At 58.5% G+C, this 26,086-nt stretch carries 25 protein-coding genes and 1 pseudogene; 17 read left to right on the top strand and 9 right to left on the bottom strand.

All coding sequences use genetic code 11. The annotated features are described in order from the left end of the window. A pseudogene (locus ACIPIZ_RS10895) lies at positions 1 to 105 on the bottom strand (chemotaxis protein CheW); the annotation flags it as partial. A gap of 376 nt (positions 106 to 481) precedes the next feature. Between ACIPIZ_RS10895 and ACIPIZ_RS10890 the strand changes: the two are divergent. Then, positions 482 to 1,669, top strand: coding sequence for an MFS transporter (locus tag ACIPIZ_RS10890; RefSeq protein ID WP_401165265.1), 1,188 nt, complete (start codon positions 482 to 484; stop codon positions 1,667 to 1,669). Positions 1,670 to 1,761: 92 nt separating this feature from the next. Here ACIPIZ_RS10890 and ACIPIZ_RS10885 read toward each other — a convergent pair whose 3' ends face one another. Together ACIPIZ_RS10885 and ACIPIZ_RS10880 are read right to left on the bottom strand one after the other, a co-directional pair. Further along, on the bottom strand, positions 1,762 to 2,799 hold the full coding sequence (locus ACIPIZ_RS10885; protein WP_401165263.1) for an alpha/beta hydrolase family protein: 1,038 nt from the start codon (positions 2,797 to 2,799) through the stop codon (positions 1,762 to 1,764). Positions 2,800 to 3,035: 236 nt separating this feature from the next. Further along, positions 3,036 to 3,647, bottom strand: coding sequence for an FMN-dependent NADH-azoreductase (locus ACIPIZ_RS10880; RefSeq protein WP_064391141.1), 612 nt, complete (start codon positions 3,645 to 3,647; stop codon positions 3,036 to 3,038). 128 nt (positions 3,648 to 3,775) lie between these two features. Between ACIPIZ_RS10880 and ACIPIZ_RS10875 the strand changes: the two genes are divergently transcribed. Together ACIPIZ_RS10875 and ACIPIZ_RS10870 are read left to right on the top strand one after the other, a co-directional pair. Then, on the top strand, positions 3,776 to 4,684 hold the full coding sequence (locus tag ACIPIZ_RS10875; RefSeq protein WP_064391140.1) for a LysR substrate-binding domain-containing protein: 909 nt from the start codon (positions 3,776 to 3,778) through the stop codon (positions 4,682 to 4,684). Then, on the top strand, positions 4,681 to 5,040 hold the full coding sequence (locus tag ACIPIZ_RS10870; protein WP_064391139.1) for an MmcQ/YjbR family DNA-binding protein: 360 nt from the start codon (positions 4,681 to 4,683) through the stop codon (positions 5,038 to 5,040). Before ACIPIZ_RS10875 ends, ACIPIZ_RS10870 begins: the two co-directional genes overlap by 4 nt. A 118-nt stretch (positions 5,041 to 5,158) precedes the next feature. Here the strand turns inward: ACIPIZ_RS10870 and ACIPIZ_RS10865 are convergent, their stop codons facing one another. Both ACIPIZ_RS10865 and ACIPIZ_RS10860 read right to left on the bottom strand, forming a co-directional pair. Beyond that, positions 5,159 to 5,590: a DUF1294 domain-containing protein gene (locus ACIPIZ_RS10865; protein ID WP_105708195.1), complete on the bottom strand. Its 432-nt coding sequence runs from the start codon at positions 5,588 to 5,590 to the stop codon at positions 5,159 to 5,161. Next, positions 5,587 to 6,417 (bottom strand): undecaprenyl-diphosphate phosphatase, encoded by an 831-nt coding sequence (locus ACIPIZ_RS10860; RefSeq protein WP_064391137.1) that lies wholly within the window; start codon positions 6,415 to 6,417, stop codon positions 5,587 to 5,589. The genes ACIPIZ_RS10865 and ACIPIZ_RS10860 overlap by 4 nt, the downstream gene beginning before the upstream one ends. A 304-nt stretch (positions 6,418 to 6,721) precedes the next feature. Here ACIPIZ_RS10860 and ACIPIZ_RS10855 point away from each other — a divergent pair, with 304 nt between their 5' ends. The 9 genes from ACIPIZ_RS10855 to ACIPIZ_RS10815 all read left to right on the top strand — a co-directional run bounded on the left by ACIPIZ_RS10855 (position 6,722) and on the right by ACIPIZ_RS10815 (position 14,934). After that, entirely contained in the window at positions 6,722 to 8,356 is a 1,635-nt protein-coding gene (locus ACIPIZ_RS10855; RefSeq protein ID WP_122660498.1) for a methyl-accepting chemotaxis protein, read from the top strand. Positions 8,357 to 8,506: 150 nt separating this feature from the next. Further along, complete coding sequence (gene pnuC / locus ACIPIZ_RS10850) at positions 8,507 to 9,070, top strand: nicotinamide riboside transporter PnuC (RefSeq protein WP_122855152.1); 564 nt, start codon at positions 8,507 to 8,509, stop codon at positions 9,068 to 9,070. Beyond that, positions 9,067 to 9,591 (top strand): AAA family ATPase, encoded by a 525-nt coding sequence (locus ACIPIZ_RS10845; protein WP_064391172.1) that lies wholly within the window; start codon positions 9,067 to 9,069, stop codon positions 9,589 to 9,591. The genes pnuC and ACIPIZ_RS10845 overlap by 4 nt, the downstream gene beginning before the upstream one ends. A gap of 357 nt (positions 9,592 to 9,948) precedes the next feature. Further along, on the top strand, positions 9,949 to 10,398 hold the full coding sequence (locus tag ACIPIZ_RS10840) for a hypothetical protein (RefSeq protein WP_064391134.1): 450 nt from the start codon (positions 9,949 to 9,951) through the stop codon (positions 10,396 to 10,398). A 1-nt stretch (position 10,399) separates the two neighbouring features. Next, a complete protein-coding gene (locus tag ACIPIZ_RS10835) occupies positions 10,400 to 10,975 on the top strand; it encodes a hypothetical protein (protein ID WP_064391133.1) in 576 nt (191 codons plus the stop codon). A 73-nt stretch (positions 10,976 to 11,048) separates the two neighbouring features. Then, on the top strand, positions 11,049 to 12,038 hold the full coding sequence (locus ACIPIZ_RS10830; RefSeq protein ID WP_064391132.1) for a hypothetical protein: 990 nt from the start codon (positions 11,049 to 11,051) through the stop codon (positions 12,036 to 12,038). A gap of 63 nt (positions 12,039 to 12,101) precedes the next feature. After that, positions 12,102 to 12,782 carry a C39 family peptidase gene (locus ACIPIZ_RS10825; RefSeq protein ID WP_064391131.1) on the top strand — a complete coding sequence of 227 codons (681 nt, stop codon included), beginning with the start codon at positions 12,102 to 12,104 and terminating at the stop codon, positions 12,780 to 12,782. A 43-nt stretch (positions 12,783 to 12,825) separates the two neighbouring features. Next, positions 12,826 to 13,572 carry a hypothetical protein gene (locus ACIPIZ_RS10820; protein ID WP_064391130.1) on the top strand — a complete coding sequence of 249 codons (747 nt, stop codon included), beginning with the start codon at positions 12,826 to 12,828 and terminating at the stop codon, positions 13,570 to 13,572. 45 nt (positions 13,573 to 13,617) lie between these two features. Then, entirely contained in the window at positions 13,618 to 14,934 is a 1,317-nt protein-coding gene (locus tag ACIPIZ_RS10815; RefSeq protein WP_105708189.1) for a hypothetical protein, read from the top strand. A gap of 104 nt (positions 14,935 to 15,038) precedes the next feature. Here ACIPIZ_RS10815 and ACIPIZ_RS10810 read toward each other — a convergent pair whose 3' ends face one another. Beyond that, a complete protein-coding gene (locus ACIPIZ_RS10810) occupies positions 15,039 to 16,364 on the bottom strand; it encodes a sigma-54 dependent transcriptional regulator (RefSeq protein WP_236429802.1) in 1,326 nt (441 codons plus the stop codon). A 355-nt stretch (positions 16,365 to 16,719) separates the two neighbouring features. Here ACIPIZ_RS10810 and ACIPIZ_RS10805 point away from each other — a divergent pair, with 355 nt between their 5' ends. The 3 genes from ACIPIZ_RS10805 to nhaB all read left to right on the top strand — a co-directional run bounded on the left by ACIPIZ_RS10805 (position 16,720) and on the right by nhaB (position 20,135). Continuing rightward, entirely contained in the window at positions 16,720 to 16,986 is a 267-nt protein-coding gene (locus ACIPIZ_RS10805) for a hypothetical protein (protein ID WP_064391127.1), read from the top strand. A gap of 282 nt (positions 16,987 to 17,268) precedes the next feature. Continuing rightward, on the top strand, positions 17,269 to 18,558 hold the full coding sequence (locus ACIPIZ_RS10800; RefSeq protein ID WP_236429811.1) for a hypothetical protein: 1,290 nt from the start codon (positions 17,269 to 17,271) through the stop codon (positions 18,556 to 18,558). 74 nt (positions 18,559 to 18,632) lie between these two features. After that, the gene (gene nhaB / locus ACIPIZ_RS10795) at positions 18,633 to 20,135 is read left to right on the top strand and encodes a sodium/proton antiporter NhaB (protein ID WP_064391125.1); all 1,503 of its coding nucleotides are present in this window, start codon (positions 18,633 to 18,635) and stop codon (positions 20,133 to 20,135) included. A gap of 124 nt (positions 20,136 to 20,259) precedes the next feature. On the opposite strand, the gene ACIPIZ_RS10790 is transcribed toward nhaB, so the two are convergent. Genes ACIPIZ_RS10790 through gnd form a run of 3 tightly spaced genes read right to left on the bottom strand, consistent with a single transcriptional unit; the run spans position 20,260 to position 23,578 of the window. Then, positions 20,260 to 21,081 (bottom strand): HAD family hydrolase, encoded by an 822-nt coding sequence (locus ACIPIZ_RS10790; RefSeq protein ID WP_401165256.1) that lies wholly within the window; start codon positions 21,079 to 21,081, stop codon positions 20,260 to 20,262. Beyond that, positions 21,078 to 22,601: a glucose-6-phosphate dehydrogenase gene (zwf, locus tag ACIPIZ_RS10785; protein WP_401165254.1), complete on the bottom strand. Its 1,524-nt coding sequence runs from the start codon at positions 22,599 to 22,601 to the stop codon at positions 21,078 to 21,080. Before zwf ends, ACIPIZ_RS10790 begins: the two co-directional genes overlap by 4 nt. Further along, positions 22,598 to 23,578, bottom strand: coding sequence for a phosphogluconate dehydrogenase (NAD(+)-dependent, decarboxylating) (gnd, locus tag ACIPIZ_RS10780; protein WP_400748624.1), 981 nt, complete (start codon positions 23,576 to 23,578; stop codon positions 22,598 to 22,600). Before gnd ends, zwf begins: the two co-directional genes overlap by 4 nt. Positions 23,579 to 23,851: 273 nt before the next feature. On the opposite strand from gnd, the gene ACIPIZ_RS10775 reads away from it, so the two are divergent. Both ACIPIZ_RS10775 and ACIPIZ_RS10770 read left to right on the top strand, forming a co-directional pair. Beyond that, positions 23,852 to 24,034, top strand: a complete 183-nt coding sequence (locus tag ACIPIZ_RS10775; protein ID WP_008082537.1) for a DUF6026 family protein — start codon at positions 23,852 to 23,854, stop codon at positions 24,032 to 24,034. Between the two features lie 199 nt (positions 24,035 to 24,233). Continuing rightward, a complete protein-coding gene (locus tag ACIPIZ_RS10770; protein WP_064391121.1) occupies positions 24,234 to 25,982 on the top strand; it encodes a phosphoethanolamine transferase CptA in 1,749 nt (582 codons plus the stop codon). Positions 25,983 to 26,086: the final 104 nt, after the last annotated feature.

Below are 26,086 nucleotides of genomic sequence, written 5' to 3'. Positions count from 1 at the left end.
TTCCGGCTGACCGAACAGCGGCGTCAGCTCGTGGCCGGCCAGCGAATAGATCGAGCCGAGGCACACCAGCGGCACCGCGAGGGTCAGGCCGGCGAGACCCGCCAGCGCAATCCCCAACAGCTGACCCCGGATGGCGTGACTGACTTCAGCGGCACCTACGATGACTACCTGCGTAGTCAGGGTGTTGTGTTCTAAACAGCAGCTTCTAGTGTTGCGCTGTTAGCTCCAAGCTAAAGCCCTGTCCATGTGACGGGGCTTTTTGCATTCAGGGTGCTGATCGTTCCCACGCTCTGCGTGGGAATGCATCCCGTGACGCTCCGCGTCACACGAGCGGGACGCGGAGCGTCCGTGGCGGCGTTACCACGCAGAGCGTGGGAACGATCGGTCAATCTTTTGGGAAAGTAGTTAGCCTGCTTTCTTTTATCGCAAGCCCACGCCATGATGCTCGAACTCTCCCACCGCCGCCCGCGAACGAGTTCTCATGTCTGCGCAGCAACAGCCACCGCAAAGCTCCATGGCGATCACCCTGCAGATCGTCTCCATCGTTTTCTATACCTTTATTGCGTTTCTCTGCATCGGTTTGCCGATCGCAGTGTTGCCCGGTTATGTGCACGAGCAATTGGGTTTCAGCGCGGTCATTGCCGGGCTGGTGATTGGCTCGCAATACCTGGCCACCCTGCTCAGCCGGCCAATGGCCGGGCGCATGTCGGATACGGTCGGCACTAAGCGGGCGATCATTTATGGCTTGTGGGGGATTGTCCTCAGCGGCTTGCTGACCTTGGTCTCTACGCTGCTGCAAGACTTTCCGCTGACCAGCCTGATCATTTTGATTATCGGGCGCTTGCTGCTCGGCATCGCGCAAGGGCTGATTGGCGTCGGCACGATCAGTTGGTGCATGGGCCAGGTCGGCGTCGAGCACACCGCAAAATCCATTGGCTGGAACGGCATCGCTTCCTATGGCGCGATTGCCATTGGGGCGCCGCTGGGTGTGGTAATGGTCGCCGATTACGGTTTCACCAGCCTCGGCATCGCGCTGGCGGTCCTCGCGGCCGGCGCACTGCTGCTGATCCGCAATAAACCGTCGGTGCCGGTGATCCGTGGCGAACGGCTGCCATTCTGGGCGGTGTTCGGACGGATTGCCCCGTATGGGGCCAGCCTGACCCTCGCCTCAATCGGCTACGGCACGCTGACCACCTTCATCACGCTTTATTACCTCAACCGTGGCTGGACCGGTGCGGCGTACTGCCTGACGGTGTTTGGCGTGTGCTTCATCCTGTCACGGCTGATGTTTATCTCGGCGATCAGTCGCTTCGGTGGCTTCAGGTCAGCCATTGCATGTATGACTATAGAAACCGTGGGGCTGGTGCTGTTGTGGCTGGCGCCGTCCACCGCTTTTGCCTTGATCGGCGCGGGGCTGGCCGGGTTTGGCTTGTCGCTGGTGTATCCAGCTTTGGGTGTAGAAGCGATCAAGCAAGTGCCCAGCTCCAGCCGTGGTTCCGGGCTGGGTGCTTACGCGGTGTTCTTCGATCTGGCGCTGGCGATTGCCGGGCCGTTGATGGGCGCGGTGGCGTTGAATCTTGGGTATGCGTGGATTTTCTTCAGTGCAGCGTTGTTGTCGGTGATTGGGTTGGGGCTGACCCTGATGCTGATGCGTCGCGCGAAGGATTGAAAAACACGATCAAAAGATCGCAACCTTCGGCAGCTCCTACATGGGAATGGCGTACATCCTGCAGGAGCTGCCGAAGGCTGCGATCTTTTGATCTATTGATCCGCCGTTTGCATACCCGCACGCGTTGATTGGCCCAGCGCATGGGAGAAAAACCGTCCGGCCTCGGAGATCAGATTACGGTGAATGTCCTCGCGATCCACGCCATCAGCGTCGGTACACAACGCCGGCATGGCGCGAATCTGCTCTTCATTACACGGCGCCATAAAGACGAAGTGCCCCGCCCCGGCCAGTAATTTGAAATCCGGCGCTGTTGGCAGTTTGCGCGCCAGCGCCGCCGCGTTCTTGTCGAAGGCCACCAGTTTGTCGCCATCGCCGCTATAGAGCAGCACCGGCACGTGCACATCGGCCAGGGTATGACGGCCGAATTTCAGGCTAAGCGGCGCCATCAACAGCAAGGCGTGGACACGCGGATCGGCCACCGGCTGCAGGTCATCGCGATCGACGATCAGTTCCCCTTGGGTGTTGCAGGCGTCATGGTCGTCCGGCCGTTCCTGGCAATAACGCCGCAGGCGATCCAGATCCGGTTGCGCACCGGATAGAATCAACGCGGTTTCGCCCCCCGCCGAATAACCGATCACACCGACCTGATTGGCGTTGACATACGGCGCAAGCATGCGGTCGCCCAGGGTCGCGGTAATCGCTTCGGAAATCTGGATCGGCCGCCCGTAAAGATTACTCAGGGTGCCCAGCCGGCTGTGGTCTTTGGAGTTGTCACCGGGGTGAATCACCGCCACCACGACAAAACCTTTGCGCGCCAGCGACGTCGCCAGATCGTGCAGCGCCAGCGGCGTGCCGGTGTTGCCGTGGGAAAGCATCAGCATCGGAAAGCGGCCAATGGCGACTTTGGTGTCTTCGCCGGCCTCCACTGAATAGCCCTCAAGCAGGCTCATGTGCTCACGGTCGCTGGAGGGATAGAACGCGATGGCCCGCATGGGTTGCAGGTCCAGTGGATCGAGGAAGGTCATCTCGTGATAACCGACGCTCCACACAGGATGACGTCCAGGCGCCGCTTGCACTGAATTCAGGCTGCTGAGCAGGCAAATCAGTAACGTTGCACAAAGACGCATCATGGGATGCCCCACCCTGTTGTTACTCAATCGAAAGATCCGTTGCGTTGCGGGCCTGAAATGCCGGGGATTCGGCGTTTCGGTACGACAATGCATTCAGACGCTGATTCTGTGATTGCATAACCCGGGCCAGATTATGTAACAGCCAGAAACAAAAAACTCCGTATTTGGCCCTTGCGGAACCAGAATACAGAGTTTTTTGGGTGTTACCTGAACCTCAGCTGTTCTTTGCGCAGGCCTTACGCTGCGGCAAACAGTTGCTCGCTGATCTTCGCTTGGGCGGCAGTCATGGCGTTGTTGCGCACTTCATCACCGTAGGCCAGGCCTTCGGCGCGAACGATCTCGATGTCGGTGATGCCGAGGAAACCGAGAACCAGCTTCAGATATTCTTCGTGGGCGATGCCGCTCGCTTGACCAGCGTGAATGCCGCCAGCAGTGGATACGATCACCACTTTCTTGCCACCGCACAGACCTTCAGGGCCGGCTTCGGTGTAACGGAAGGTTTGACCGGCGACAGCAACGCGGTCGATCCACGCTTTAAGTTGAGTCGGCACGGTGAAGTTGTACATCGGCGCAGCGATAACGACGGCGTCGGCAGCAATGAACTCGGCCAGCGTCGAGGCGCTCAATTCTGCTTCGTGCTGTTGTGCGGCGTTGCGCAGTTCAGCGGTGGTGCCAGCGGCGACCAGGGTGGTCGACGAGAAGTGGCTGATGGCGTCGGCGGCCAGGTCACGGTAAGTCACCACAGCGCTCGGCTCGGCGACTTGCCAGGCTTTGACGACTTGGCTGCTCAACTGACGGGAAGCCGAGTTGTCGCCCAGAATGCTCGAATCGATATGCAGCAGTTTCATGTGGAATCTCCTGGAAGGAATCGCCGTTGGCGATGGAATGGAGACAATCCTACGCAAGAAACCAATGGATGATTAGCCGCCTGAAATGCGATAGTTTGTCCCATTGATAGAACAGTCTGGATTCACTCATGCAAGACCTCAACGATCTCTACTATTTCGCCAAAGTCGTCGAGGCCGGTGGCTTTGCTGCCGCCGGGCGTCTGCTGGGCATTCCCAAATCGCGTTTGTCACGGCGCATTGCCGAACTCGAAGAGCGCCTCGGGGCACGTTTGCTGCAACGCACCACCCGTCAACTCAACCTCACGGCGGTGGGGGAACGTTATCTGCGTCACTGCCAGGCGATGCTGCTGGAAGCGGAAATGGCTGATGAGGCGGTCGCGAGCATGTCCAGCGAGCCACGTGGTCGACTGCGCGTCTCTTGCCCCACCGGCCTGGCCCGGGAAATGTTGCCGTGGGTCATCAGCGAGTTCCTCGGCAAATTTCCTCAGGTGCAACTGGAAGTCGTATTGCTCAATCGCCGGGTCGATCTGGTCGGCGAAGGCTTTGATGTTGCGCTGCGCGTACGCGAACACGGTGATGAAGACCCATTGCTGGTCACCCGACGCCTGCGTCAGGCGCAAATGGTCGTGGTTGCCAGCCCGGATTTTGTACAGGGCCAATCGATCAACCATCCGCAAGACCTGAAAAATCTGCCGGTGCTCGGCGCGCTTGAGGCAGATCGCCTGGTGCATGTGCGCTTGCTCGATCAACAGGGCGAAAGCTTCGAGCTGAACATGGAAGCGCGACTGGGCATTGATGACTTTATTGTGCGCAAAGCCTGTGTACTGGCCGGTCAGGGTTTTACTTTGCTACCGATGATGTATTGCGAAGAGGAACTGCAAAACGGCACGCTGGTGCAATTGCTGCCCGAGTGGTCACTCCCCGGCGGCTGGTTACAAGCGGTGTATCCGCATCGGCGCGGAGTGATGCCGGCGGTGCGCGCATGGATCGATCACCTGGTCGAATCGTTCAATGCCTGTGGGGAGCGGTTGTTATGAAGAAGGGAAAGATGAGCGAAGCGGACGTCGCTGAATTCTGCCTGGCATTGCCGGGGGCGCGAGAAGATTACAAGTGGGGCGGCGTGCGGGTGTTTTCGATTGCCGGCAACAAGATGTTTGCCTTGCAGGGACTGCGCGGCGATTCACTGGCATTCAAGGTCGACAAGGATCTGTTTCTCGGTCATTGCGACCGCCCGGGCATTCACCCGGCGCCGTATCTGGCACGGGCGCAGTGGATCATCATGCACCCGCCCTACCCTTTGGGTGCCGAGGAATTGCAGGGGTTGTTGCAGCGATCGCACCAGTTGGTGGTGAGCAAATTGCCGAAGAAAACCCAAATCGGTTTATTGCTGTAAACCCGATCCCTGTGTAGGAGCTGCCGAAGGCTGTGATCTGTTGATTTTGCTTTTTAGAAGATCAAAGTCAAATGATCGCAGCCTTCGGCAGCTCCTACAAAGGGACTCGTGCAGGCGACTAGAACAACGCCAGCAGGTTAGAGCCGAGAAACAGCTGGTCGATCCAGAACACCTGATGCAGCAGCACAATCACCCAGAACAGAATCTGAAACGAGACCTTGCGCGTCTTGTGCCGGAACACCTGCTGGGCGATCAACGCGCCGGGCCAGCCTCCGGCCAGTTCCACGGCGTGGAGGATGTTCTCCGGCGTGCGCCAGGCATCGGCGCGCGCCTTGCGCTTGTCGGCCCAATACATGAAGAACGCCAGCACACTGATGACCCCATAAGCGGCCAACGGCACCCACGATATCCCGCGCAGCCACATCGACAGCGAGCCGAACAATGGCAGCGCACAGACGATCAGCAGAACGACCAGTTTCAGTTTCAGGTTCTGGATGTTGTTACCGCCCGAAGGTCGCCCTTCAGGCCGGCGTGCGCGGGAATCACTCATGGCTTGGCCGCCGCCCAGTCCACCCAGCCGAACTGCCAGGTCGCGAGAATCAGCAGGCCAAAACCGATCCGATACCAGGCGAACGCCGCATAACTATGGCTGGCAATAAACTTCAGCAAGCCGCGCACGGCGATCATCGCAAAGATGAACGCCGTGATGAAACCGATGGCAAAGACCGGGAAGTCTGCCGGTACAAACAGGTCGCGATACTTGTAACCCGAATAGACCGCTGCGCCGACCATCGTCGGCATCGCCAGGAAGAACGAAAACTCCGTGGCGGTTTTACGTGACAGGCCAAACAGCAGGCCGCCAATGATGGTCGAGCCGGAACGCGAGGTGCCGGGAATCATCGCCAGACACTGGGCGAAGCCGACTTTCAATGCATCTTTCCAGGTAATCTCGTCAACGGTTTCGGCATGCACCTCGTGCTGACGCTTTTCCGCCCACAACATGATGACACCGCCGACAACCAATGCCGCTGCCACCGTAATCGGATTGAACAGGTATTCGTGAATCAGATCGGCAAAGATCACGCCCAACACCACGGCGGGCAGAAAGGCGATCAGCAGGTTGGCAGTGAATCGCCGTGCGCTGGGCTGAGTCGGCAAGCCGATGACCACGTCGAAGATCTTGCGTCGAAATTCCCAGACCACCGCGAGGATCGCGCCGAGCTGGATGATGATGTTGAACGCCATGGCCCGCTCACCACCGAAGTCGAGCAAGTCGGCAACAATGATCTGGTGTCCGGTACTGGAAATGGGCAAAAACTCCGTCAGCCCCTCTACAACTCCTAGTATCAGTGCCTGCAAGGCCGTCCAAAGATCCATCAATCCCCCAAAGAGCGATGCGCGCCGGCATGCCCCGATAGTATTTTTTTACGTTCACTGCGATCAGCGTAGCTGGTAAATGCTGTACCGATTCCGCGCGCACAGGATCCAGACCAAACAGTCAAAATTCCGTGAAATATCAACTTGGATTCAGGTTTTTACGCGCGGGGCCGAAATCCTATCAGACAAGCCTTAATAGCGCTGCTGCGTTATACGACTTGGGTCGCGTATGCCCGCCCACGTAAACGTGGTTGGATGCTGGCGATCGTTTATTACAAAAACAAGAATCCGGAGTGACAGCGTTATGAACAGCTTGCGCAGTGTGTCGATCAGCCGACGCTTGTGGCTCATTTTGATTGTGGCGGTGGTCATGTTGCTGACCTTGGGCGTATTGATGCTCAAGCAGATCCACGATGACCTGTATCACGCCAAAGCGCAGAAAACCCAGCATGTGGTGCAAACCGCCAGCGGCCTGCTGACCTATTACCACGACCTCGAAACCGCCGGCACTTTAACCAAAGACGCGGCGCAGAAGCAGGCGCTGACAGCGATTCGCGGACTGCGTTATGACCAGAGTGACTATTTCTGGATCAACGACCTCACGCCCGTGATGGTCATGCACCCGACCAACCCCAAACTCGAAGGCCAGAACCTCTCGGCGATCCGTGATCCGGATGGTTTTGCGGTGTTCAACGAAATGGTCGCCATCGCCCGCGCCAAGGGCGCCGGCATGGTCGACTACCGTTGGCCAAAACCCGGGGCCAGTGAGCCGGTGGCGAAGACCTCGTACGTCAAGCTGTTCGAACCGTGGGGCTGGGTGATCGGCTCGGGCGTTTACGTCGACGATGTGCAGGCGGAATTCAAGGGCCAGGTGATCAAAGCCACGATCATCGGCTTGGCGATTGCCATGATCATGGCCTTGCTGGTTATCCTGATCGCCCGCAGCATCGTGCGCCCGTTGCAGGAAACCGTGAACGCGATGGCCAACATCGCCAGCGGCGAAAGCGACCTGACGCGTAGCCTCGATACCCACGGCAAGGATGAAGTCACCGAACTGGCGCATCACTTCAATGCTTTCACCGCCAAACTGCGCCGGGTGATCGGTGACTTGCAGGTCTCGGCCAGCGCACTGGGCCAATCGTCCAGCGAGCTGGGCAGCGACGCCTCGCAGGCGCAGCAACGCAGCCAACAGCAATCGCAGCAGATGGAACTGGTGGCCACCGCGATCAACGAGGTGACCTACGGCGTACAGGACGTGGCGAAGAACGCCGAGCATGCCGCCGCTGAAATGCGCGATGCCGAAGCGCAGGCGCAGCAAGGCCAGATCAACATCGACGGCAGCCTGCAACAGATCGACAAGCTTTCCGGGACCATCGATCAAGCGGTTGAGGTGATTCGCACCCTCGCGGCCGAAAGCACTCAGATTGGCAGCGTACTGGAAGTGATCCGCTCGATTGCCGAGCAGACCAACCTGCTCGCGCTCAACGCCGCGATCGAAGCGGCGCGGGCCGGTGAGCAAGGTCGCGGGTTTGCCGTGGTGGCGGATGAAGTACGCCTGCTGGCACAGCGGACGCAGAAGTCGACAGCGGAAATCCAGTCGATGATCGAACGTCTGCAGAACCATTCCGAAGCCGCCGTGAAGGTCATCGGCGACAGCAGCAAGGCGTCGCAACTGACCATCGAGCAAGCCGGGCTGGCCGGTGCCAGTTTGAATGCGATTGGCCAGGCGCTGCGTAACCTCAATGGCCTGAATGCGTCGATTGCCAGCGCCACGCTGCAACAGGCGCATGTGGTCGAGGACATCAATCAGAACGTTACCCAGGCGGCGGGCCTCTCGCACAGCACGGCGATTGCGGCCGAACAGTCGAGTGCCGCCAGCGTGAAGCTCGGCCAACTGAGCGAACAACTCAACGGCCTGCTACGCCAGTTCCGCGTCTGACCTCCCCCCTGTAGGAGTGAGCCTGCTCGCGATAGCGGTTTTGTCAGCAACACTAATGTTGGCTGATAGAGCGCTATCGCGAGCAGGCTCACTCCTACAGTTTTTTGGGTACAATCCGCTCCCTTCTTTATGTCCCCCCAAGGAACCTCCATGTCCGGGCTTGAACTGTTTGCCGCCACCCTCGGCGTGATCGCCGTCTGGCTGACGGTCAAACAGAATCCATGGTGCTGGCCGATCGGGCTGGTCATGGTCCTGCTCTACAGCTGGATCTTCTTTGAGGTGAAGCTGTATTCCGACATGTTGCTGCAAGTCATCTACGCCGCGCTGCAGGTCTACGGCTGGTGGCAGTGGACGCGGGCCGGGACGATGCACGACGGGCGGCAGGTCACACGTCTCGATCAGCGTTCAATTCTGATCGGGCTCAGCGTCGGCGCTGTCGGCAGCCTGCTGCTGGGCGCGGCCATGGCGCACTGGACGGATGCCGCGCAGCCTTGGCTCGACGCAGCGTTGACGGCGTTCAGCCTGGTTGCACAGTTGTGGATGGCGCAGAAACGTCTGCAGTGCTGGGCGCTGTGGTTTGTCCTCGATGTGATCTTTGTCGGGCTGTTCATCTATAAGGATCTGTACCTGACGGCAGCCTTGTACGGCCTGTTCACCTTGATCGCGGTGCAAGGCTATCGTGAATGGCGCGCCGACCCGGCGTTGCGCACATGAAAGTCGTGGTGCTTACCGGGCCTGAATCCACCGGCAAGAGCTGGCTGGCGGCGGGCCTTCAGCAACAATTCGGCGGCGTGCGGGTGGACGAATACGTGCGCTGGTTCATTGAGCAGAACCCGCGCGACACTTGCCTGGCAGACATCCCCGAAATCGCCCGGGGTCAGTTGCAATGGGAAGATCAGGCTCGTGCGCAAAGACCGGCGCTGCTGATTCTCGACACGCACCTGCTGAGCAACATTTTGTGGAGCCAGACGCTGTTCGGTGCCTGCCCGGCCTGGCTCGAACCCCAGCTGTTGGCACGCCAATACGACTTGCACCTGCTGCTATCTCCGGAGCACATCGACTGGACCGATGACGGTCAACGCTGCCAGCCGGATCCGGAGCAGCGTCTGGCCTTCTTCAACGCCACGCGCGCCTGGCTTGAGCAACATCACCAATCCGTGCAAATCATTCAGGGCGATTGGGCCGGGCGCCAGGCGCAAGCTTTTGCAGCTGTTGCGCAACTGCTGGCCGAATAACCCCGATCAAGAGGCTCCTGCCCCACCGTTTTCCCCTGTTCTGGGGGAAATGTGTCCATTCCTGAAACACACACCTGACGGCAAAGTGGCCGTTTCAACAGTCTTGACCGTTTTGTCGGTCGGCCTGTTACGTAGTTGAAACACATCGCCGCAAACCCTCGTTCCAGAGCTTTGTTCAGCCAATAGACAGGTCGGTGTCACTGTGCGTGTTTCAACAATGAAACAGTTCGTGTATCAAATCTTTGTTCAATTCATGTAAGCATTTGAAATCACGAAACATTTAAAAAGCGGCACAGCTTTCGCTCTCTCCTTCACAACGCTGACTAGGGCCAGCCCACTGAAGAAGGAATTGCTGCCGTGGGGAATTTCAAAAAGAGCATGACCTGCCTCCTGCTGATCGGATCAGCAGCCAGCACATTGATCAGCCTCAATGTGCAGGCGGAAGGTAATGGCGTCATCGTCCTCAATCGCGACGTTCAACCTATTCCTATCGGTCGCAACGGTGGCAAAGACCCCTACCCGACCACCGTCAATGCCAACCCGTCGGCACGCATCAATCAGACCTTGAGCAGCACCGAACTCAGTGACGGTGACTTCGCCAGTGTCGCGAGTGGCTCATCAATTCGCGGCAACATGACCACGCCCAGCTCGAACCTTCCCGGCATGAACACTCTGACCAATACCAACGGCTTGCCTGGCATGAGAACCGGCAGTGGCGGCGGCGCGGGAGGCTCGATCTCCAATACGGTCAACCGCGCCATGAGCACCGGCCTTGCCCCTCTGACCCGAATGGCCGGAGGCCAATAAGATGAATCGCACTTTTCTTCTGCTCGCCCTGCTCGGTTGCACCAGCGCCATGGCTGCCGACCCAAGCTCGATCAATAGCGCAAACATTCAGGATTCCGGGGCGCAATACCGCGGCAACTTCAACGTCAACCAGGCCGCTGGTGACCAGATGCAACAGGCCAATACCAAGGCGATTGCCATCGGCACCGAATCCCATGCCAACACCAGCGTAATGCAGAAAATCGATACGCCGGCCAGTCGCTCGATCAACGCCAGCGCCAACATCGGCGGCAACTCTTTCAGTAACGGCAACGGGATCCTGGGTGTGAACCAGGGCGCCGGGGCCAACAACCAGATGGCCAACGTGACGCGCGTCAGCATCAGTGCTGCCCCGCAGAGCGTTGACGACAGCGCCCTTTCGCAACAGAACGTGGCGTTTTTACCGAGCTCAGGAGCAACTGGTACCTCACCCGGCAGTCGCCAGGTCACGACAAGTGATCAGGCCTTCACCGGCAGCCGCGGGGTAATCCAGGTGAACCAGAGTGCCGGGGTGGGGAACCGAATGGCTAACACCCTGAGCATCCGGGTCGCTGACTGACCCAAACAACAAAAGCAGTGCAATTAGAAAGTACCAACACTTAACCAACTAATAAGCACGATGGAGAAACACCATGAAACCTACAATGGCTCTCAAACCACTGGTTTTCGCACTTGCAGCAGTGATGGCAATCGCAGCACAGGCAGGCGGTCGTGATGACGATCATGGTAATGGGCACGGCAACGGCCATGGCAATAACCAGCCTAAAGGTCCAACCCTGGAACAACTGCTGCAAATCACCGCGGGTGCCGGCGCCGCTGTGCTTGATGTGCAAGACAGTGACGGCAACGTGGTAAAAAACCAGGGCACGCTGAACAACGCTAACGCCAGTGACTCGCTCAACGGTTCCAACGGCAACATGGGCGCCAACGTTGCAGCCGGCGACGGCAACCAGCAGGACAACGCTGCTGCATTGGCCACTGCTGACGAGAGCTTCATCTTCGGTAACGCTGTTGCAGCCTCGAGCGCGACTCAGGTCAACAACAACAACTACGTGAAAAACTCGTCGACCTTCAACAATGCCAACCTCAACAACGCAGGCAACAATGGTTCCGGCAACATCGGCATCAACGTCAGTGCGGGCAACTTCAACCAGCAGAAAAACAACCTGGCGATCGCCGTTTCGGGTGGCCGTGTAGCTCAGGCCGCCGCTTCCGCCAACCAGTCCTCGACTGGCCTGGTGGTAGAAAACAAAGGCGTGCAAACCTACAAAACCGACACCCTCACCGGTACTTATGCTGCTGCTGGCGTGTTTAAGGCCAAAGGCACCGCAACCATCGAAGATGATGATCACGGTGGTTACGGCAATCGTGGCGGCGGCCATGGTGGCAACGATGACCAGAAAGCCAAGTTCGAAGCCGTGGGTACCTTTGGCCTCGCTGGCGTAACCACTCAGCAAGTGATGACCAAAGACGGCTGGAAAGCGCCGGTGGTCAACAATGCCAACATGACCAACTCGATGAACAACTTCTCCGGCAACGGTGGAGCCAACGTCTCGTCTGGTGTGGGCAACCAACAAAGCAACTCGCTGTCCATCGCCGCAGGTTGCAGAGCCTGCCTGTAATCGCGATCGAAACGAAAGCCCCGGCAACGGGGCTTTTCCTCGGTTCCACAAGGCGTATCGATCATGCGAACTCCCGCCCTCCTCGCTTTGCTTTGTCTGTGTGGCCTGACTCAGGCGGCGCAGATGCCAGTGGCTGCCCTACCCGGCGGCGTGCTGGTTTACAAGGACGTGCAAAGCTTGCGTGAGCGCAAGTTTGCCGACATCGTCGAACAAAAGACCGATTTCAGTTGCGGCGCTGCTGCACTGGCAACGGTCCTGCGCCAAGCCTACTGGCTCGACGTCGATGAGGAGCACATCATCAAAGGCATGCTGGTCAACGCTGACCAGGACCTGGTTCGTACCCAGGGCTTCTCCATGCTCGACATGAAGCGCTACGTAGAAAGCATCGGCATGCGTGCCCGAGGCTACCGGATCCCGCCAGAGAAACTCGAAGCGGTGACCATTCCGGTGGTGGTCCTGATGGACATTCGCGGCTACAAGCATTTCGTCGTACTGCAGCGTTCAGACAAGGATTGGGTGTACATCGGAGACCCGGTTCTCGGCCACAAACGCTACAAACACGATGACTTTGTCAAAGGTTGGAACGGCATTGTCTTTGCCATCGTAGGCCCTGGTTACGACAAGGCTAACGCTTTGCGCAGTCCTCCGGTGCCACTGACAGCAAAGAACAAGCTGGATGGTTTCAACCCTGTCAAAGATGCGGAATTGATGGATTTCGGGTTCATTCAGAGCGACTTCTTTTAATCGCCGAGTTAGAGAGTGGGACTGGATGTCCCGGGAGCAGCAGATGAAAAGCTCATACTGGCTGGCCGCCGCCTGCCTGGCAGCGAGTGCGTCGGGTTTTGCACATGCCGGATTCAAACCCATCGAAATCAAAGACCAAGAGCTTGCAGAGCTGCGTGGTCGTTATGTCATGCCGGGGCGGATTATCAGCTTCGGCATCGTCATGAGTAGCACTTGGCGCAATGCCAGCGGCGACTTGATCGGGGCTGCCACCTCGATGCAGGTCCAAGCGTCTACCGTCAAACCGGAATTCTACGTCTCGACCATCAAGGAGTCGGGCAATGGCAGTGTTCCCACACTGGGCAACGGCACCGTGATCGGTGGCGCCGGCCTCAATAGCACGCAGGGTGTGACGCAAAGCGTGCGCGCGGCGGGCGATGGCAACACCGCGAGCAACAACGTCGCGATCAACGTCAGTGAAGCCAGTCAGGCGCCGGCGCTGCTGCCGTCGCAAGGCCAGGCGCTGGTTGCCGGGCAAACCATCAGCGGCAGCAACGGCGCAGGCAGCGTCCAGGTTTCGGCCAACAGTGGCGGCGTACAGATGGCCATTCAGGCCAGCGGCAATCAAGGCACAGCGCTGCAACAAGTCGCTCAGGGCGGCCTGCTGCAAAATACCCGCTTGCTGGGCAGTGCCAACGTGGTCAACAACCTCACGCAACTCAACGTCGTATTAAACAATAACGGCAGAAGCGCCGGTGCACTGGACTGCAACCTGACCCAACTCGGGGCCCTACGCAATATCGGATATTGAACTACGCTGAGTCTCGATCATTGGGCTTAAAGGGACGGCTTATTCATGTATCGATCAGTATCACTGCGTGCTGCAGTGTGTTTGAGTACCCTTCTCCCGGCGGCGATGCTGCAAGCAGCTCCCGATGCCGACGTAGAAGCCCTTAAACGGGAACTTCTGGAACTGAAACAACGGTACGAAGTACAGCAACAAGCACTGGCGGTACTTGAACAAAGGGTCCGCCAAGTGGAAGAACAGCCGGCCGCCCCACCGCCAAAAAGGCTGGCCAAATCGCCGTCAGACATGAAAGGAAATCGCGTTGCCAGCGGGGCCGCCACAGGCACGGGCGCGGCCGCCGCATCGGGAGGCGCAGCTGGGGGCAGTGGCGCTTCTTACGGTCAATCGTTGGCCGACGATTCACAACCGGCACAGAGCGTGTCGAACCTTTACGACGAAGCCAGCGGTTTCTTTGGCGGGGGCAAGTTCAGCGTCGAAACGGGCATCACCTATTCGCGCTACGACACCCGTCAGCTGATTCTCAACGGATTCCTGGCCCTGGATTCGATTTTCCTCGGCAACATCAACCTGGACCGAATCAAGGCCGATACCTGGACCCTCGACCTCACGGGCCGCTACAACTTCGACAATCGCTGGCAGTTTGACCTGAACGTGCCCGTGGTATATCGCGAGTCGACGTATCAATCGGGTGGCGGCAACGAAGGCGCGGCAGGCGTTACCACCGAGGAAACCGTCACCAAGGATCCAACCATTGGCGACGTCAACTTCGGTATTGCGTACAAGTTCCTCGACGAGTCCGTCAACACGCCGGATGCGGTCGTCACCTTGCGGGTCAAGGCGCCAACCGGCAAGGACCCGTTCGGGATCAAACTGCGTCAGACCGATGCCAACTCCAACCTCTTCGTGCCTGACACGCTACCGACGGGCAATGGCGTCTGGTCGATCACTCCCGGCATCTCGCTGGTCAAGACGTTTGACCCGGCCGTGTTGTTCGGCAGCCTGTCCTACACGCATAACCTTGAGGAATCATTTGACGACATCAGCTCCACCGTCAACCAGAAGAACCCGGGCAAGGTGAAGATCGGCGACAGCTTCCAGATCGGCGCCGGTATCGCCTTTGCACTGAACGAAAAGATGAGTATGTCGTTCTCGGTGTCTGACCTGGTGCAACGCAAGAGCAAGCTGAAACAGGATGGCGGGGACTGGGAATCGGTGGTGTCCAGCGACGCCAACGCCGGTTACTTCAACGTCGGCATGACCATTGCGGCCACCGACAACCTGACCATCGTACCCAACCTGTCGATCGGCATGACCGACGATGCTCCGGATTTTTCCTTCAGCCTGAAATTCCCGTACTACTTCTAAGCAGCGCAACAGCAAAAGATCGCAGCCTTCGGCAGCTCCTACATCGGATGTTGGTAATCCCGGTAGGAGCTGCCGAAGGCTGCGATCTTTTGATCTTCAGCCAACTAGCGAATCTGATGTTTATGTAACAGGCGATAGAACGTGGGGCGGGAAACGCCAAGCACCTTCGCGGCAATGCTCAGATTGTCGCTATGCCGGTTCAACACATCGCACAGTGCCTGGCGTTCAGCACGGGTTTTGTAATCTTCCAGCGTGCCCATCGGTGTCGCGATCGAATGCTGGCTGATCAACCCTAAATCGCGGGCCTCGATCTGCCGCCCTTCGGCCAGCACCAGGCCGCGCCGCACGCGGTTAGCCAGTTCGCGCACGTTGCCCGGCCAATCGTGTTTACCCATCGCAATCAGCGCATCTTCACTGAAGCTGCGCGGACGTCGACCGGTTTCGTGGCTGTAGAAATGCGAAAAGTGGTTGGCCAGCATCGACAAGTCACCGTGCCGTTCACGTAAAGGTGCAGTGACCACTTGCAGAACATTGAGCCGGTAGTACAAATCCTCGCGGAAGCGCTTCTTCTCGATCGCCGACTCAAGATCGACGTGGGTCGCTGCCAACACGCGTACATCTACCGGAATCGGCTGACTGCCACCGACGCGCTCAATGTGTTTTTCCTGAAGAAAACGCAGCAGATTGGCCTGCAGCTCCAGCGGCAGGTCGCCAATTTCATCAAGGAACAACGTGCCGCCGTTGGCCGCTTCGATACGGCCGACCTTGCGCTGATGCGCGCCGGTAAACGCACCTTTTTCGTGACCGAACAGCTCGGACTGGATCAAGTGTTCGGGAATTGCCCCGCAATTGATCGCCACAAACGGTTTGCTGTGACGCTGCGATTGCCGATGCAGGGTGCGCGCGACCAGCTCTTTACCCGTGCCGCTTTCGCCACGGATCAATACCGGCGATTCAGTCGGTGCCAGCTTGCTGAGCAATTTGCGCAGTTCGCGGATCGGTTTGCTGTCGCCGAGCAATTCATGTTCGGGCTGGTCGACGTGAATCGTGCCCTGCCCGCGCAGGCGGGCCATGCCGAATGCCCGGCCGAGGGTAACTTGCACCCGCGACACGTCGAACGGCAGGGTATGGAAATCGAAAAACCATTCGCAGACGAAGTCGCCAACGTTCTGCAAGCGCAGCACTTCCTGATTCAGTACAGCGATCCATTCCGTGCCGCTGCGACTGATCAGTTCCTTGACCGCTTCGGGCCGTTCCAGGTGAAAAGGTTGCAAACGCAGCAAGCCGACATCGCAGCTGCGGTCGGTGGCATTTTCCAGCGTACAACTGTCGACATCCCAGCCTACCGCGCGCAAACCGGGCAATAAGCGGTGACAGTCGTCGCACGGGTCGACCACCAATAAACGTCTTAACGCAGGCGCTTCGCTCATGACTGTTCCTTGGCGCCAAATATTAGAAATGATTGTAAAAACAGTCATTTGGCAGACCCGACTGTAACATTAGCAAGATTTTGACAGCGCCTTGTATCAATTGCTTATAGGTGTACAAACAAACGCGTTATAAGAAGCCCGGTTGTTAGTTAGCTATCGACTATTTCATTACGGAAAAGCTTTCAACAAGCTTTCAAAACCCGTCTGTGAGCCAGGCTTTTGTAAGAAAGTTGAAATTTCTTTGTTTCGAGTGTGACCCGCCCCGGGGTTGCGTGCATCAGTACAAGTAACCAGCCGAACGGTAAGCCCAACCGACGGCAGATCATTTGATTGGGCACTATAGAGAGACGATCCCATGACCGCCCCGCTCCGTATCAACGAAGCTCTTTTGATTGCCAACCACGCCTTCAAACCCTTTCAATGTGTGGCTTGGGCGCCACAAGACGGCAACGGCGAATTGAGCCTGACCGTCGTCGACCGCACCAACTCGCACATTGGTCGCAAGCAGATTCCAAGCAGTGCCTATTCCGATCCGGCACAACTGGAGCAACTGCTGCAACAAGCTCGCGCCGAGTTGAGCAAAGAAGGCCATCTGTTGCAATCGTGGTCGATGCCGCACTAATACCGGAACAATGCGGATGACCTCGAGTCATCCGCCCGTGTTTTCTTAGTTGCACTATCTATTTACCCACTGCTTACTTTTGTACAACTTTCAGCGTGCGCTTTCGGCGCGACTGCTTGGCACACTTGCTATTGGTACAAAAAGACACTGTTCTGGCACAGTCTGACCCTCCGCCTGTTAGTTCTAACAGTTGTACTTCTTCCGCTTCAGGGATTGAATGTTCCGCTCATGCAGTAAACCTCCCAATCCAGGGTATTGGTCTACTCGCAAGGAGACGCGTGCATGTCGACCCAGAGCTCTTGCACCCGATTGGAGCGAATAAACCAGGCCGGCCAACTGGACCCTGCTTTTGCCGGCAATGGTATCGCTCAAGTGTATTTTGCCGACAGTCTTTCCAGCATGACCCACGGTGTCGCGGTTGATCGGCAAGGTCGCGTGCTGGTCGCAGCGAAAGTCAAAACCCGGAACGGTAGCTGTTTCGGGCTGGCGCGCTTGCTCGCAGACGGCTCGGCAGATTTGAGCTTCGGTCGGCAGGGTAGCGTCATCGGCATGTTTTCATCCGGGTTCGGCAGCATGGCCGGCAAAGTCCAGCTGCTGCCCGACGGCAGAATTCTGCTGGCTGGCCTGCACTACGAGACCGACCATTGCACCCTGCCCGGCCTTGCCCTTTTCGATGATCGGGGTTGCCCGGACCCGGATTTCGGCGATAACGGTTATCTGGTGGTACGCCTGCCCGGCGACCTGTCGATGGGCACACTCGACGAGTGGCTGCCACCGGGCATTCCGGGCGCCGAAGCGTGTGACATGGCGGTGCAGGACGACGGCCATATCCTGTTGGTTGCCAATCATCACTTCGAATGCGCTGACCACGCGGGCATGCTGATTCGCCTCACAGGCAATGGCCAACTCGACAAGACTTTCAACGGTCGCGGTTTTGTCATGGTTCGTCATCTGCTCCTCAACACCTGGCTGAGCAGTCTGTCGTTGCAACAGGACGGACGGATTTTGGTCGGTGGTTCAATGAGCTTCCCTCAGGAAGGTCTGCTTGCGCGCTACCTGGCGGATGGCCGGCTCGACGAAACCTTCGCTATCGATGGCTTCATGGCCTTCACAGCCCACGGACACGGCGCGCTGGTCAATCAGGTGGTTGAGTCGGCGGAGCATCTTCACTGCTTCGGCAGCAGCCGTGATCCGATTCGCTGCATGACCCTGAACCTGCATCGTAACGGTCGTGCGCAGCTACATTGCAACTCAGGCCTGCCGCAACTGCTGGACATCGGCCATAGCGGTTGCCAGTGGAATGCCGCCCAGCGCATGCAAGACGGCCGGATTATCGCCGTCGGTGCGACGATTGGCGGGTTCGAGGCAGACTTCGTAGTCGCGCGCTATTTACCTGACGGCCACCTCGATCAAACGTTCGGTGATGGCAACGGCTGGCTGCGTACGCGTTTGGGTCGCAGCCTGGACATGGCCAATTCACTGGCCGTGCAAGCGGATGATGCGATCCTCGTGGGCGGCTACTCGCTGGATGGCAACTATCGGGCAATGGTGGCGCGATACCTTAACGATTGAAAAACACGGACTGTACTTGATCTTCGGCAACGCATCCGGCAACTTGCGCGCTTCTAAAAGACAAGGAGCAACCGATGTCCGGTTCAATGGCCCAGGCGTTTGCGCACAACTTTCTCGGTCAATCGCCGCGCTGGTACAAGGCGACCATCGTCGGTTTTCTGATCCTCAATGCACTGGTCCTGTTCACGGTTGGCCCCGTCGCGGCTGGCTGGTTGCTGGTCATCGAATTCATCTTCACCCTGGCGATGGCGCTCAAGTGCTATCCATTGATGCCCGGCGGCTTGTTGTTGATCGAAGCACTGCTGCTGAAGATGACCACGCCGCAGGCTCTTTACGATGAGTTGCTGCACAATTTTCCGGTGATCCTGCTGCTGATGTTCATGGTGGCGGGCATCTACTTCATGAAGGATCTGCTGCTGTATCTGTTTTCGCGCCTGTTGTTGGGCGTGCGCTCCAAAGCGATGTTATCGCTGATGTTCTGTTTTCTTTCGGCGTTTCTCTCGGCATTCCTCGATGCACTAACGGTGACGGCGGTCATTATCAGCGCCGCTGTCGGCTTTTACTCGGTCTACCATCGGGTGGCGTCGGGCAATGACCCGCGTCAGGACAGTGAGTTTGGCGACGACCAGAACCTGCCCAAACTGCATCACAACGATCTGGAACAGTTCCGCGCGTTCCTGCGCAGCCTGCTGATGCACGGTGCCGTCGGCACGGCATTGGGCGGTGTCTGCACACTCGTCGGCGAGCCGCAGAACCTGCTGATCGGCCATGAAATGGGTTGGCATTTCGCCGAGTTCTTCCAGAAAGTCGCACCGGTGTCGATGCCGGTGCTGGCAGCTGGCCTGGTGACCTGTGTGTTGCTGGAGAAATTGCGCTGGTTCGGTTACGGCACGCTGCTGCCGGATAACGTGCGTGCCGTGCTGGCCAACTACGCCGCTGAAGACGACGCCGAGCGTACACCGCGCCAACGCGCTGCGCTGCTGGTGCAAGGTGCAGCGGCATTGATCCTGATCGGCTGCCTGGCCTTTCACATTGCTGAAGTCGGTCTGATCGGTCTGATGGTGATTGTTTTGATCACCGCATTTACCGGCATCACCGATGAGCATCGTCTGGGCAGTGCCTTCAAGGACGCTATGCCGTTTACAGCGTTGCTGGTGGTGTTTTTTGCGGTGGTCGCGGTGATTCACGATCAACAGTTGTTTGCGCCGCTGATTCAATGGGTGCTGGCGCTGCCGGTGGAGCAACAACCAGGCATGCTGTTCATTGCCAACGGCTTGTTGTCGGCAATCAGCGACAACGTGTTCGTCGCAACCATTTACATCACCGAAGTGAAGCAGGCATTCCTCGCCGGGCACATGAGCCGTGAGCATTTCGAGACCTTGGCGATCGCAATCAACACCGGCACCAACCTGCCGAGCGTAGCCACGCCGAATGGTCAGGCGGCGTTTCTGTTCCTGCTGACGTCGGCGATTGCACCGCTGGTGCGCTTATCGTACGGGCGGATGGTGTGGATGGCGTTGCCGTACACCGTCGTGATGGGATTGCTGGGCTGGTATGCAGTAAGTTACTGGCTCTGACCAATACCGCGTAAAAACTGTAGGAGTGAGCCTGCTCGCGATAGCGGTGTGTCAGCCCAAGAAATGGTGACTGATAAATTGCTATCGCGAGCAGGCTCACTCCTGCATTTGGTTTTGGGTGGAGTCAGTGAGGGAGGATGTATTTTTCGATCGCTTGGGCGACGCCGTCTTCGGTATTGGGGGCGGTGACCACGTCGGCCTGACGCTTTACCGCCTCTTCGGCCTGACCCATGGCGATCGACAGTCCGGCGCAATGGAACATCGCCGGGTCGTTGCCGCCGTCGCCGATTGCGGCGGTCTGTTTCAGCGGCACCCCCAAGTGCTCGGCCAAGGTCGCCAGCGCCGTGCCCTTGTTAGCCTCCAGTGCCGTCACGTCGAGATACACCGGTTGCGAGCGCGAGACTTGCGCCATGCCGTTGACCTTCGGCAGCAAGCGCGCCTCCAATTCAATCAACAGCTCGGTGTTGTTACTGGTCGCAACGATCTTGTCGATGTGCTCCAGATACGGCTCGAAACTCTCGACCACCACCGGCGGATAACCGAGGCCATGCTGTTCGCGCGGCACCATCGGCCCGTGCGGATCCTTGATCAACCAGTCGCCGCCGCTGAATACCCAGATTTCGACATCAGGCTGATCGGCAAACGTCGCCAGCGCAATCAACGCCGTGGTGGCCGGCAAGTAATGCGCGACCAGCAAACTGCCATCCGGGTTAACGATGGTGCCACCGTTGAACGCCGCCGTCGGCAGATCAACACCCAAGGCTTCGATCTGCTGCAACATGGCTTTCGGTGGCCGCCCGGTGGCGAGGCTGAATAACACGCCGGCTTCGCGCAACGAACGCACCGCATCAATAGTGCGCTGACTCAGCGAGTGATCCGGCAGCAACAGCGTGCCGTCCATGTCACTGAGCAGAAAACGGACAGGTTGTTTCGACAAGTCACTCATCCGAGGCCGTGCCAGACGCGGCCATCGCGAGTCAGCAGATCTTCGGCGGCTTGCGGGCCGTCGTTACCGGCGGCGTAAGCTTGCACGCTCGCATCCTGCTGCCAGGCGTCGAGGAACGGCTGAACGGCGCGCCAGCCGTTCTCGATATTGTCGGCGCGCTGGAACAGCGTCTGGTCGCCGGTCAGGCAGTCATAGATCAGCGTTTCGTAGCCGGTCGATGGCTGCATCTCGAAAAAGTCTTTGTAGGCAAAACCCAACTCGATGTTGGCCATGTTCAGCGCCGGCCCCGGCCGCTTTGCCAGCAAGTCGAACCACATGCCTTCGTTCGGCTGGATCTGGATGCGCAGGTAGGTCGGCTGCAACTCATCGACTTCGGTATCACGGAACTGCGCGTACGGTGCCGGCTTGAAGCAGATGACGATCTCGGTGTCGCGCACGCTCATGCGCTTGCCGGTGCGCAGGTAGAACGGCACGCCGACCCAGCGCCAGTTGTCGATCATCACCTTCAGCGCCACGTAGGTTTCCGTGGTGCTGTCGGGGGCAACGTTGGCTTCCTGGCGATAACCGTTCAACGGTTTGCCGTCGACTTCGCCGGCGCTGTACTGGCCGCGAACCGAATTGGCCCGCGCCTCTTCAGTCGTCCACGGGCGGATCGCACCGACGACCTTGGCCTTCTCACCGCGCACCGCATCGGCGCCGAATGCGGCCGGCGGTTCCATGGCAACCATGGCGAGCAACTGGAACAGGTGATTGGGCACCATGTCACGCAGGGCGCCGGTGTGTTCGTAAAAACTGCCACGGGTTTCGACGCCGACGGTTTCGGCGGCGGTGATCTGCACGTGGTCGATGTAATGGTTGTTCCAGAACGCTTCGAACAGGCTGTTGGAGAACCGGCTGACCAGAATGTTCTGCACGGTTTCCTTGCCCAGGTAATGGTCGATCCGATAGATCTGCTTCTCGGACATCACCTTGAGCAAACAGGCGTTCAACGCTTCGGCAGTGTGCAGATCGGAGCCGAACGGCTTCTCGATCACCACCCTTCTGAACGCTTCTGGATTCTCTTCAAGCAAACCGGCGCTGCCGAGTCGGCGCACCACTTCACTGAAGAAACGCGGCGCGGTGGCCAGGTAGAACACCGCATTACCGGTGCCGCTGTCGGCGATTTTCGCCGCCAGGGCTGAATAGGTGCTGTCGTCCAGAAAGTCGCCCTGGACGTAGCTGATACCTCTGGCGAGCTTGGCCCACAAGGCCGGATCCAGCATCTGATCGCCCTTGCCGACTTTCGCCGCCACTTCGGTACGGATGAAGTCTTCGAGCTTCTGCGCGAAGGCCTCATCGGTAATGGCGTTGTGGTCAACGCCCACGATCCGCAGGTTTTCGTCAAGCAAGCCGTCGCGACTGAGGTTGTACAGCGCCGGCATCAGCAAGCGCTTGACCAGGTCGCCGTGGGCACCGAACAGGAACAGCGTGGTCGGTGGTGCGGGTTCTGCCTTGGATTTCCTGCGGATCGTATGGGTCATTTCTTCGGTGTCTCCACGTGGCCGCCGAAGCCGAAGCGCTGGGCCGAAAGGATCTTGTCGCCAAAGGTGCCCTGACCGCGCGAGCGGTAGCGCGAGAACAGCGAGTTCGACAGCACCGGTACCGGCACCGCTTGCTCCATGGCCGCTTCGATGGTCCATTGACCCTCGCCGCTGTCGGCAACCGAACCGGAGAAGCCGTCGAGCTTCGGATCGCTGGCCAGTGCGTCGGCAGTCAGGTCGAGCAACCACGAGGAAACGACGCTGCCGCGACGCCAGACTTCAGCAATGTCAGCGACGTTCAGATCGAAACGCTGATCTTCCGGCAGGCGCTCGCTGGATTTGGTCTTGAGGATATCGAAGCCCTCGGCGAACGCAGCCATCATGCCGTACTCGATGCCGTTGTGAATCATCTTCACGAAGTGACCGGCACCGGCAGGACCGGCATGGATGTAACCGTGCTCGGCACGCTGGTCATCGGACTTGCGATCCTTGGTGCGCGGGATGTCACCCATGCCCGGCGCCAGTGCGGCGAACAGCGGGTCGAGGCGCTGCACGGTTTCAGCGTCGCCGCCGATCATCATGCAATAGCCGCGCTCCAGGCCCCAGACGCCGCCGGAGGTGCCGACGTCGATGTAGTGCAGGCCCTTCTCGTTCAGGGTCTTGGCCCGGCGAATATCATCCTTATAGTTGGTGTTGCCGCCGTCGATGATGGTGTCGCCGGCTTCAAGCAGTGTGCTCAGGGTGTTGATGGTGTCTTCGGTCGGCGCGCCGGCCGGCAGCATGACCCAGACCGCACGCGGTTTGGCCAGGCCGGCAACCAGTGCTGGCAGGTCTGCGACGCCGGTGGAGCCCTCGGCGACCAGGTTATCGATGAAAGCGGTATTGCGGTCGTAAACAACGGTGGTGTGACCGTTGAGCATCAGACGTCGCGCAATATTGCCGCCCATGCGGCCCAGTCCAATAATCCCGAGTTGCATGTGCTGATGCTCCTTACTACAAATAAATGTGTGTCATGGGTTATAGCCCAACGCGACTGATGGAGGTTAGTCCAGAGCGTTGCGATGAAGTTTCCGTGCATTGTGCCCGAATCAGACTGATAACGCCCCGAAACGTGGCGAAGACACACCGACCATGAAAAATAAAAAAGTTCCATTCACAGGCAAAAGAAATCAAAATTGGCGCCGATAGTAAGTCAGCAGCCAAAAACGGCAGCGACTTACAGTTGATGCACGCCATTTGCGAGGTGAGCAATGGGCACAGTACACACAGCAATGCCGCCACAAACCCTGTACGTGACAATCCGTCGCGATGAATTGCGCCAGTTGAAAGACGAGCGTGACCAACTCAAGCAGGAGCTGGCGCAACTGCGCGCGTTGACTCAGGGCGCTCAGCCCAAACCTCTGCCGGTGGTCATGCGCAACCCGCACGCCTGAACTGCCCGCGTGTTTCGGGAACGGCGTCCGTCGTTCCCGACATGATTCACCTCTGACAGTCATCTGCAACTAACAAAGTTTTCACATTAGCTTGGCGATACTCCGGCGCATTCTGGCCGGGCGTACGCGTTCGGCCTCCGTTCGTCGGTTTCATGGAAGCTTTCCGGCGGTGGTTGTGACGATCGAGCTGGAGTGCTGAATGGCATTGTTCAAACGCAGCAAAACGACTGCGACAGGTTTCGACTGGGCCGGTTTTCTCTGGCTGTTCGTTTTCTTCTGGTACTTCTCGGGTATTACCCAACTGCTGATCCAGCTCACCGGTACCTCCGGCTTCACCGGGTTCCGGCAGGCATTCGTGATGAGCGCCATCTGGCTGGCACCGATGCTGCTGTTTCCCAAGCGCACCAAACTGCTCGCCGCGGTGATCGGCGTCGTGCTTTGGGCCTGCTCCATGGCCAGCCTGGGTTACTTCTTCATCTATCAGCAGGAGTTCTCTCAGAGCGTGATCTTCATCATGTTCGAGTCGAACGTGTCCGAAGCCGGCGAGTACATGACCCAGTACTTTGCCTGGTGGATGGTTCCGGCGTTCCTCGCCCATACCCTGTTCGCCTATTTCCTGTGGACCCGTCTGCGCCCGGTGTACCTGCCCCGTGGCCGTGCGTTGGTGGCGGCGACGGCCATCGTGGTCGCCGTTGTCGGTTACCCGCTGATCAAGCAAACCCTGCGCACCGGCAGCTTCGCCGAAGGTTTCGAGAAATTCGAAACCCGTATCGAACCGGCGGTACCGTGGCAGATGGCAGTGGCCTATCATCGCTATCAGGAAACCCTCGCCGACATGCAGGGCATGCTGCACAACGCGAGCAAGATCGCGCCGCTGAAAAACCTCAAGGACGCAACGGCCAATCAGCCGGCAACGCTGGTGCTGGTCGTCGGTGAGTCGACCAATCGTCAGCGCATGAGCCTCTATGGCTACCCGCGTAAAACCACGCCAGAACTGGACAAGCTCAAAGACCAGTTGGCGGTGTTTGACAACGTCATCACGCCACGCCCTTACACGATCGAGGCGTTGCAGCAGGTGCTGACGTTCGCCGACGAAGAAAATCCCGACCTGTACCTGTCGACCCCGTCGTTGGTCAGCGTGATGAAACAAGCCGGCTACAAGACGTTCTGGATCACCAACCAGCAGACCATGACCAAGCGCAACACCATGCTCACGACCTTCTCGGAGCAGGCGGACGAGCAGGTGTACCTGAACAACAACCGCAACCAGAATGCCGCCCAGTACGACGGCGACGTGATCGAGCCGTTCAACAAGGCGCTGGCCGATGCGGCGCCGCGCAAGCTGATCGTGGTGCACTTGCTGGGTACACACATGAGCTATCAATATCGTTATCCGCCGAGCTTCGACAAGTTCCAGGATCGCAACGGTGTGCCAGCCGGTGTGCGCGACGACCAGGTGCCGACTTACAACAGCTACGACAATGCCGTGCTGTACAACGACTTCGTGGTGTCGAGCCTGATCAAGGATTACGCCAAAGCCGATCCGAACGGTTTCTTGCTGTACCTCTCCGACCACGGTGAAGACGTCTTCGACTCGGTCGGCCACAACACCCTGGGGCGCAACGAAAACAAACCGACCGCGCCGATGTACACCATTCCGTTCATGGCCTGGGCGTCGCCGAAATGGCGCGAGAATCATGACTGGAACTTCGCCGGGGATTTGAGCCGGCCGTACAGCAGCTCCCAGTTCATCCATACCTGGGCGGATCTGGCCGGATTGAGCGCTGACGAGCTGGATCGCAGCCGCAGCCTGGTCAGTGACAGCTTCAAGCCGCGTCCGCTGATGATCGGCAATCCTTACGAACGCCAACAGCGGCCGCTGATCGACTTCAGTCTGATGAAGCCGAAACAGCCCGATACGTCCATAGCAGAGGCTACCGAGCAGTAAACACAAAAGGGGCCAGACATCGGCCCCTTTTTATTGCACGCCCCCTGATCTGCGGCAGCGCCCAGTAAGTACGAAAACGCTTTCAAATAATAATATTTCTCGTT

It is taken from the genome of Pseudomonas sp. NPDC087690 (genome assembly GCF_044743175.1).
GTDB lineage: Bacteria > Pseudomonadota > Gammaproteobacteria > Pseudomonadales > Pseudomonadaceae > Aquipseudomonas.
The sequence above is the reverse complement of the archived record's forward strand: the minus strand, read 5'-3'. Positions and strand labels throughout refer to the sequence as shown.

What these genes read in the sequence shown, in the direction of transcription:
- ACIPIZ_RS10890 (WP_401165265.1), top strand. Translation starts at nt 482, where the DNA reads ATGTCTGCGCAGCAACAGCCACCGCAAAGCTCCATGGCGATCACCCTG.
- ACIPIZ_RS10870 (WP_064391139.1), top strand. Translation starts at nt 4,681, where the DNA reads ATGAAGAAGGGAAAGATGAGCGAAGCGGACGTCGCTGAATTCTGCCTG.
- ACIPIZ_RS10775 (WP_008082537.1), top strand. Translation starts at nt 23,852, where the DNA reads ATGGGCACAGTACACACAGCAATGCCGCCACAAACCCTGTACGTGACA.
- ACIPIZ_RS10810 (WP_236429802.1), bottom strand. Translation starts at nt 16,364, where the DNA reads ATGAGCGAAGCGCCTGCGTTAAGACGTTTATTGGTGGTCGACCCGTGC.
- zwf (WP_401165254.1), bottom strand. Translation starts at nt 22,601, where the DNA reads ATGACCCATACGATCCGCAGGAAATCCAAGGCAGAACCCGCACCACCG.
- ACIPIZ_RS10835 (WP_064391133.1), top strand. Translation starts at nt 10,400, where the DNA reads ATGAATCGCACTTTTCTTCTGCTCGCCCTGCTCGGTTGCACCAGCGCC.
- nhaB (WP_064391125.1), top strand. Translation starts at nt 18,633, where the DNA reads ATGTCCGGTTCAATGGCCCAGGCGTTTGCGCACAACTTTCTCGGTCAA.
- ACIPIZ_RS10860 (WP_064391137.1), bottom strand. Translation starts at nt 6,417, where the DNA reads ATGGATCTTTGGACGGCCTTGCAGGCACTGATACTAGGAGTTGTAGAG.
- ACIPIZ_RS10820 (WP_064391130.1), top strand. Translation starts at nt 12,826, where the DNA reads ATGAAAAGCTCATACTGGCTGGCCGCCGCCTGCCTGGCAGCGAGTGCG.
- ACIPIZ_RS10805 (WP_064391127.1), top strand. Translation starts at nt 16,720, where the DNA reads ATGACCGCCCCGCTCCGTATCAACGAAGCTCTTTTGATTGCCAACCAC.
- ACIPIZ_RS10815 (WP_105708189.1), top strand. Translation starts at nt 13,618, where the DNA reads ATGTATCGATCAGTATCACTGCGTGCTGCAGTGTGTTTGAGTACCCTT.
- ACIPIZ_RS10845 (WP_064391172.1), top strand. Translation starts at nt 9,067, where the DNA reads ATGAAAGTCGTGGTGCTTACCGGGCCTGAATCCACCGGCAAGAGCTGG.
- ACIPIZ_RS10885 (WP_401165263.1), bottom strand. Translation starts at nt 2,799, where the DNA reads ATGATGCGTCTTTGTGCAACGTTACTGATTTGCCTGCTCAGCAGCCTG.
- ACIPIZ_RS10865 (WP_105708195.1), bottom strand. Translation starts at nt 5,590, where the DNA reads ATGAGTGATTCCCGCGCACGCCGGCCTGAAGGGCGACCTTCGGGCGGT.
- pnuC (WP_122855152.1), top strand. Translation starts at nt 8,507, where the DNA reads ATGTCCGGGCTTGAACTGTTTGCCGCCACCCTCGGCGTGATCGCCGTC.
- ACIPIZ_RS10855 (WP_122660498.1), top strand. Translation starts at nt 6,722, where the DNA reads ATGAACAGCTTGCGCAGTGTGTCGATCAGCCGACGCTTGTGGCTCATT.
- ACIPIZ_RS10790 (WP_401165256.1), bottom strand. Translation starts at nt 21,081, where the DNA reads ATGAGTGACTTGTCGAAACAACCTGTCCGTTTTCTGCTCAGTGACATG.
- gnd (WP_400748624.1), bottom strand. Translation starts at nt 23,578, where the DNA reads ATGCAACTCGGGATTATTGGACTGGGCCGCATGGGCGGCAATATTGCG.
- ACIPIZ_RS10825 (WP_064391131.1), top strand. Translation starts at nt 12,102, where the DNA reads ATGCGAACTCCCGCCCTCCTCGCTTTGCTTTGTCTGTGTGGCCTGACT.
- ACIPIZ_RS10875 (WP_064391140.1), top strand. Translation starts at nt 3,776, where the DNA reads ATGCAAGACCTCAACGATCTCTACTATTTCGCCAAAGTCGTCGAGGCC.
- ACIPIZ_RS10800 (WP_236429811.1), top strand. Translation starts at nt 17,269, where the DNA reads ATGTCGACCCAGAGCTCTTGCACCCGATTGGAGCGAATAAACCAGGCC.
- ACIPIZ_RS10880 (WP_064391141.1), bottom strand. Translation starts at nt 3,647, where the DNA reads ATGAAACTGCTGCATATCGATTCGAGCATTCTGGGCGACAACTCGGCT.
- ACIPIZ_RS10830 (WP_064391132.1), top strand. Translation starts at nt 11,049, where the DNA reads ATGAAACCTACAATGGCTCTCAAACCACTGGTTTTCGCACTTGCAGCA.
- ACIPIZ_RS10770 (WP_064391121.1), top strand. Translation starts at nt 24,234, where the DNA reads ATGGCATTGTTCAAACGCAGCAAAACGACTGCGACAGGTTTCGACTGG.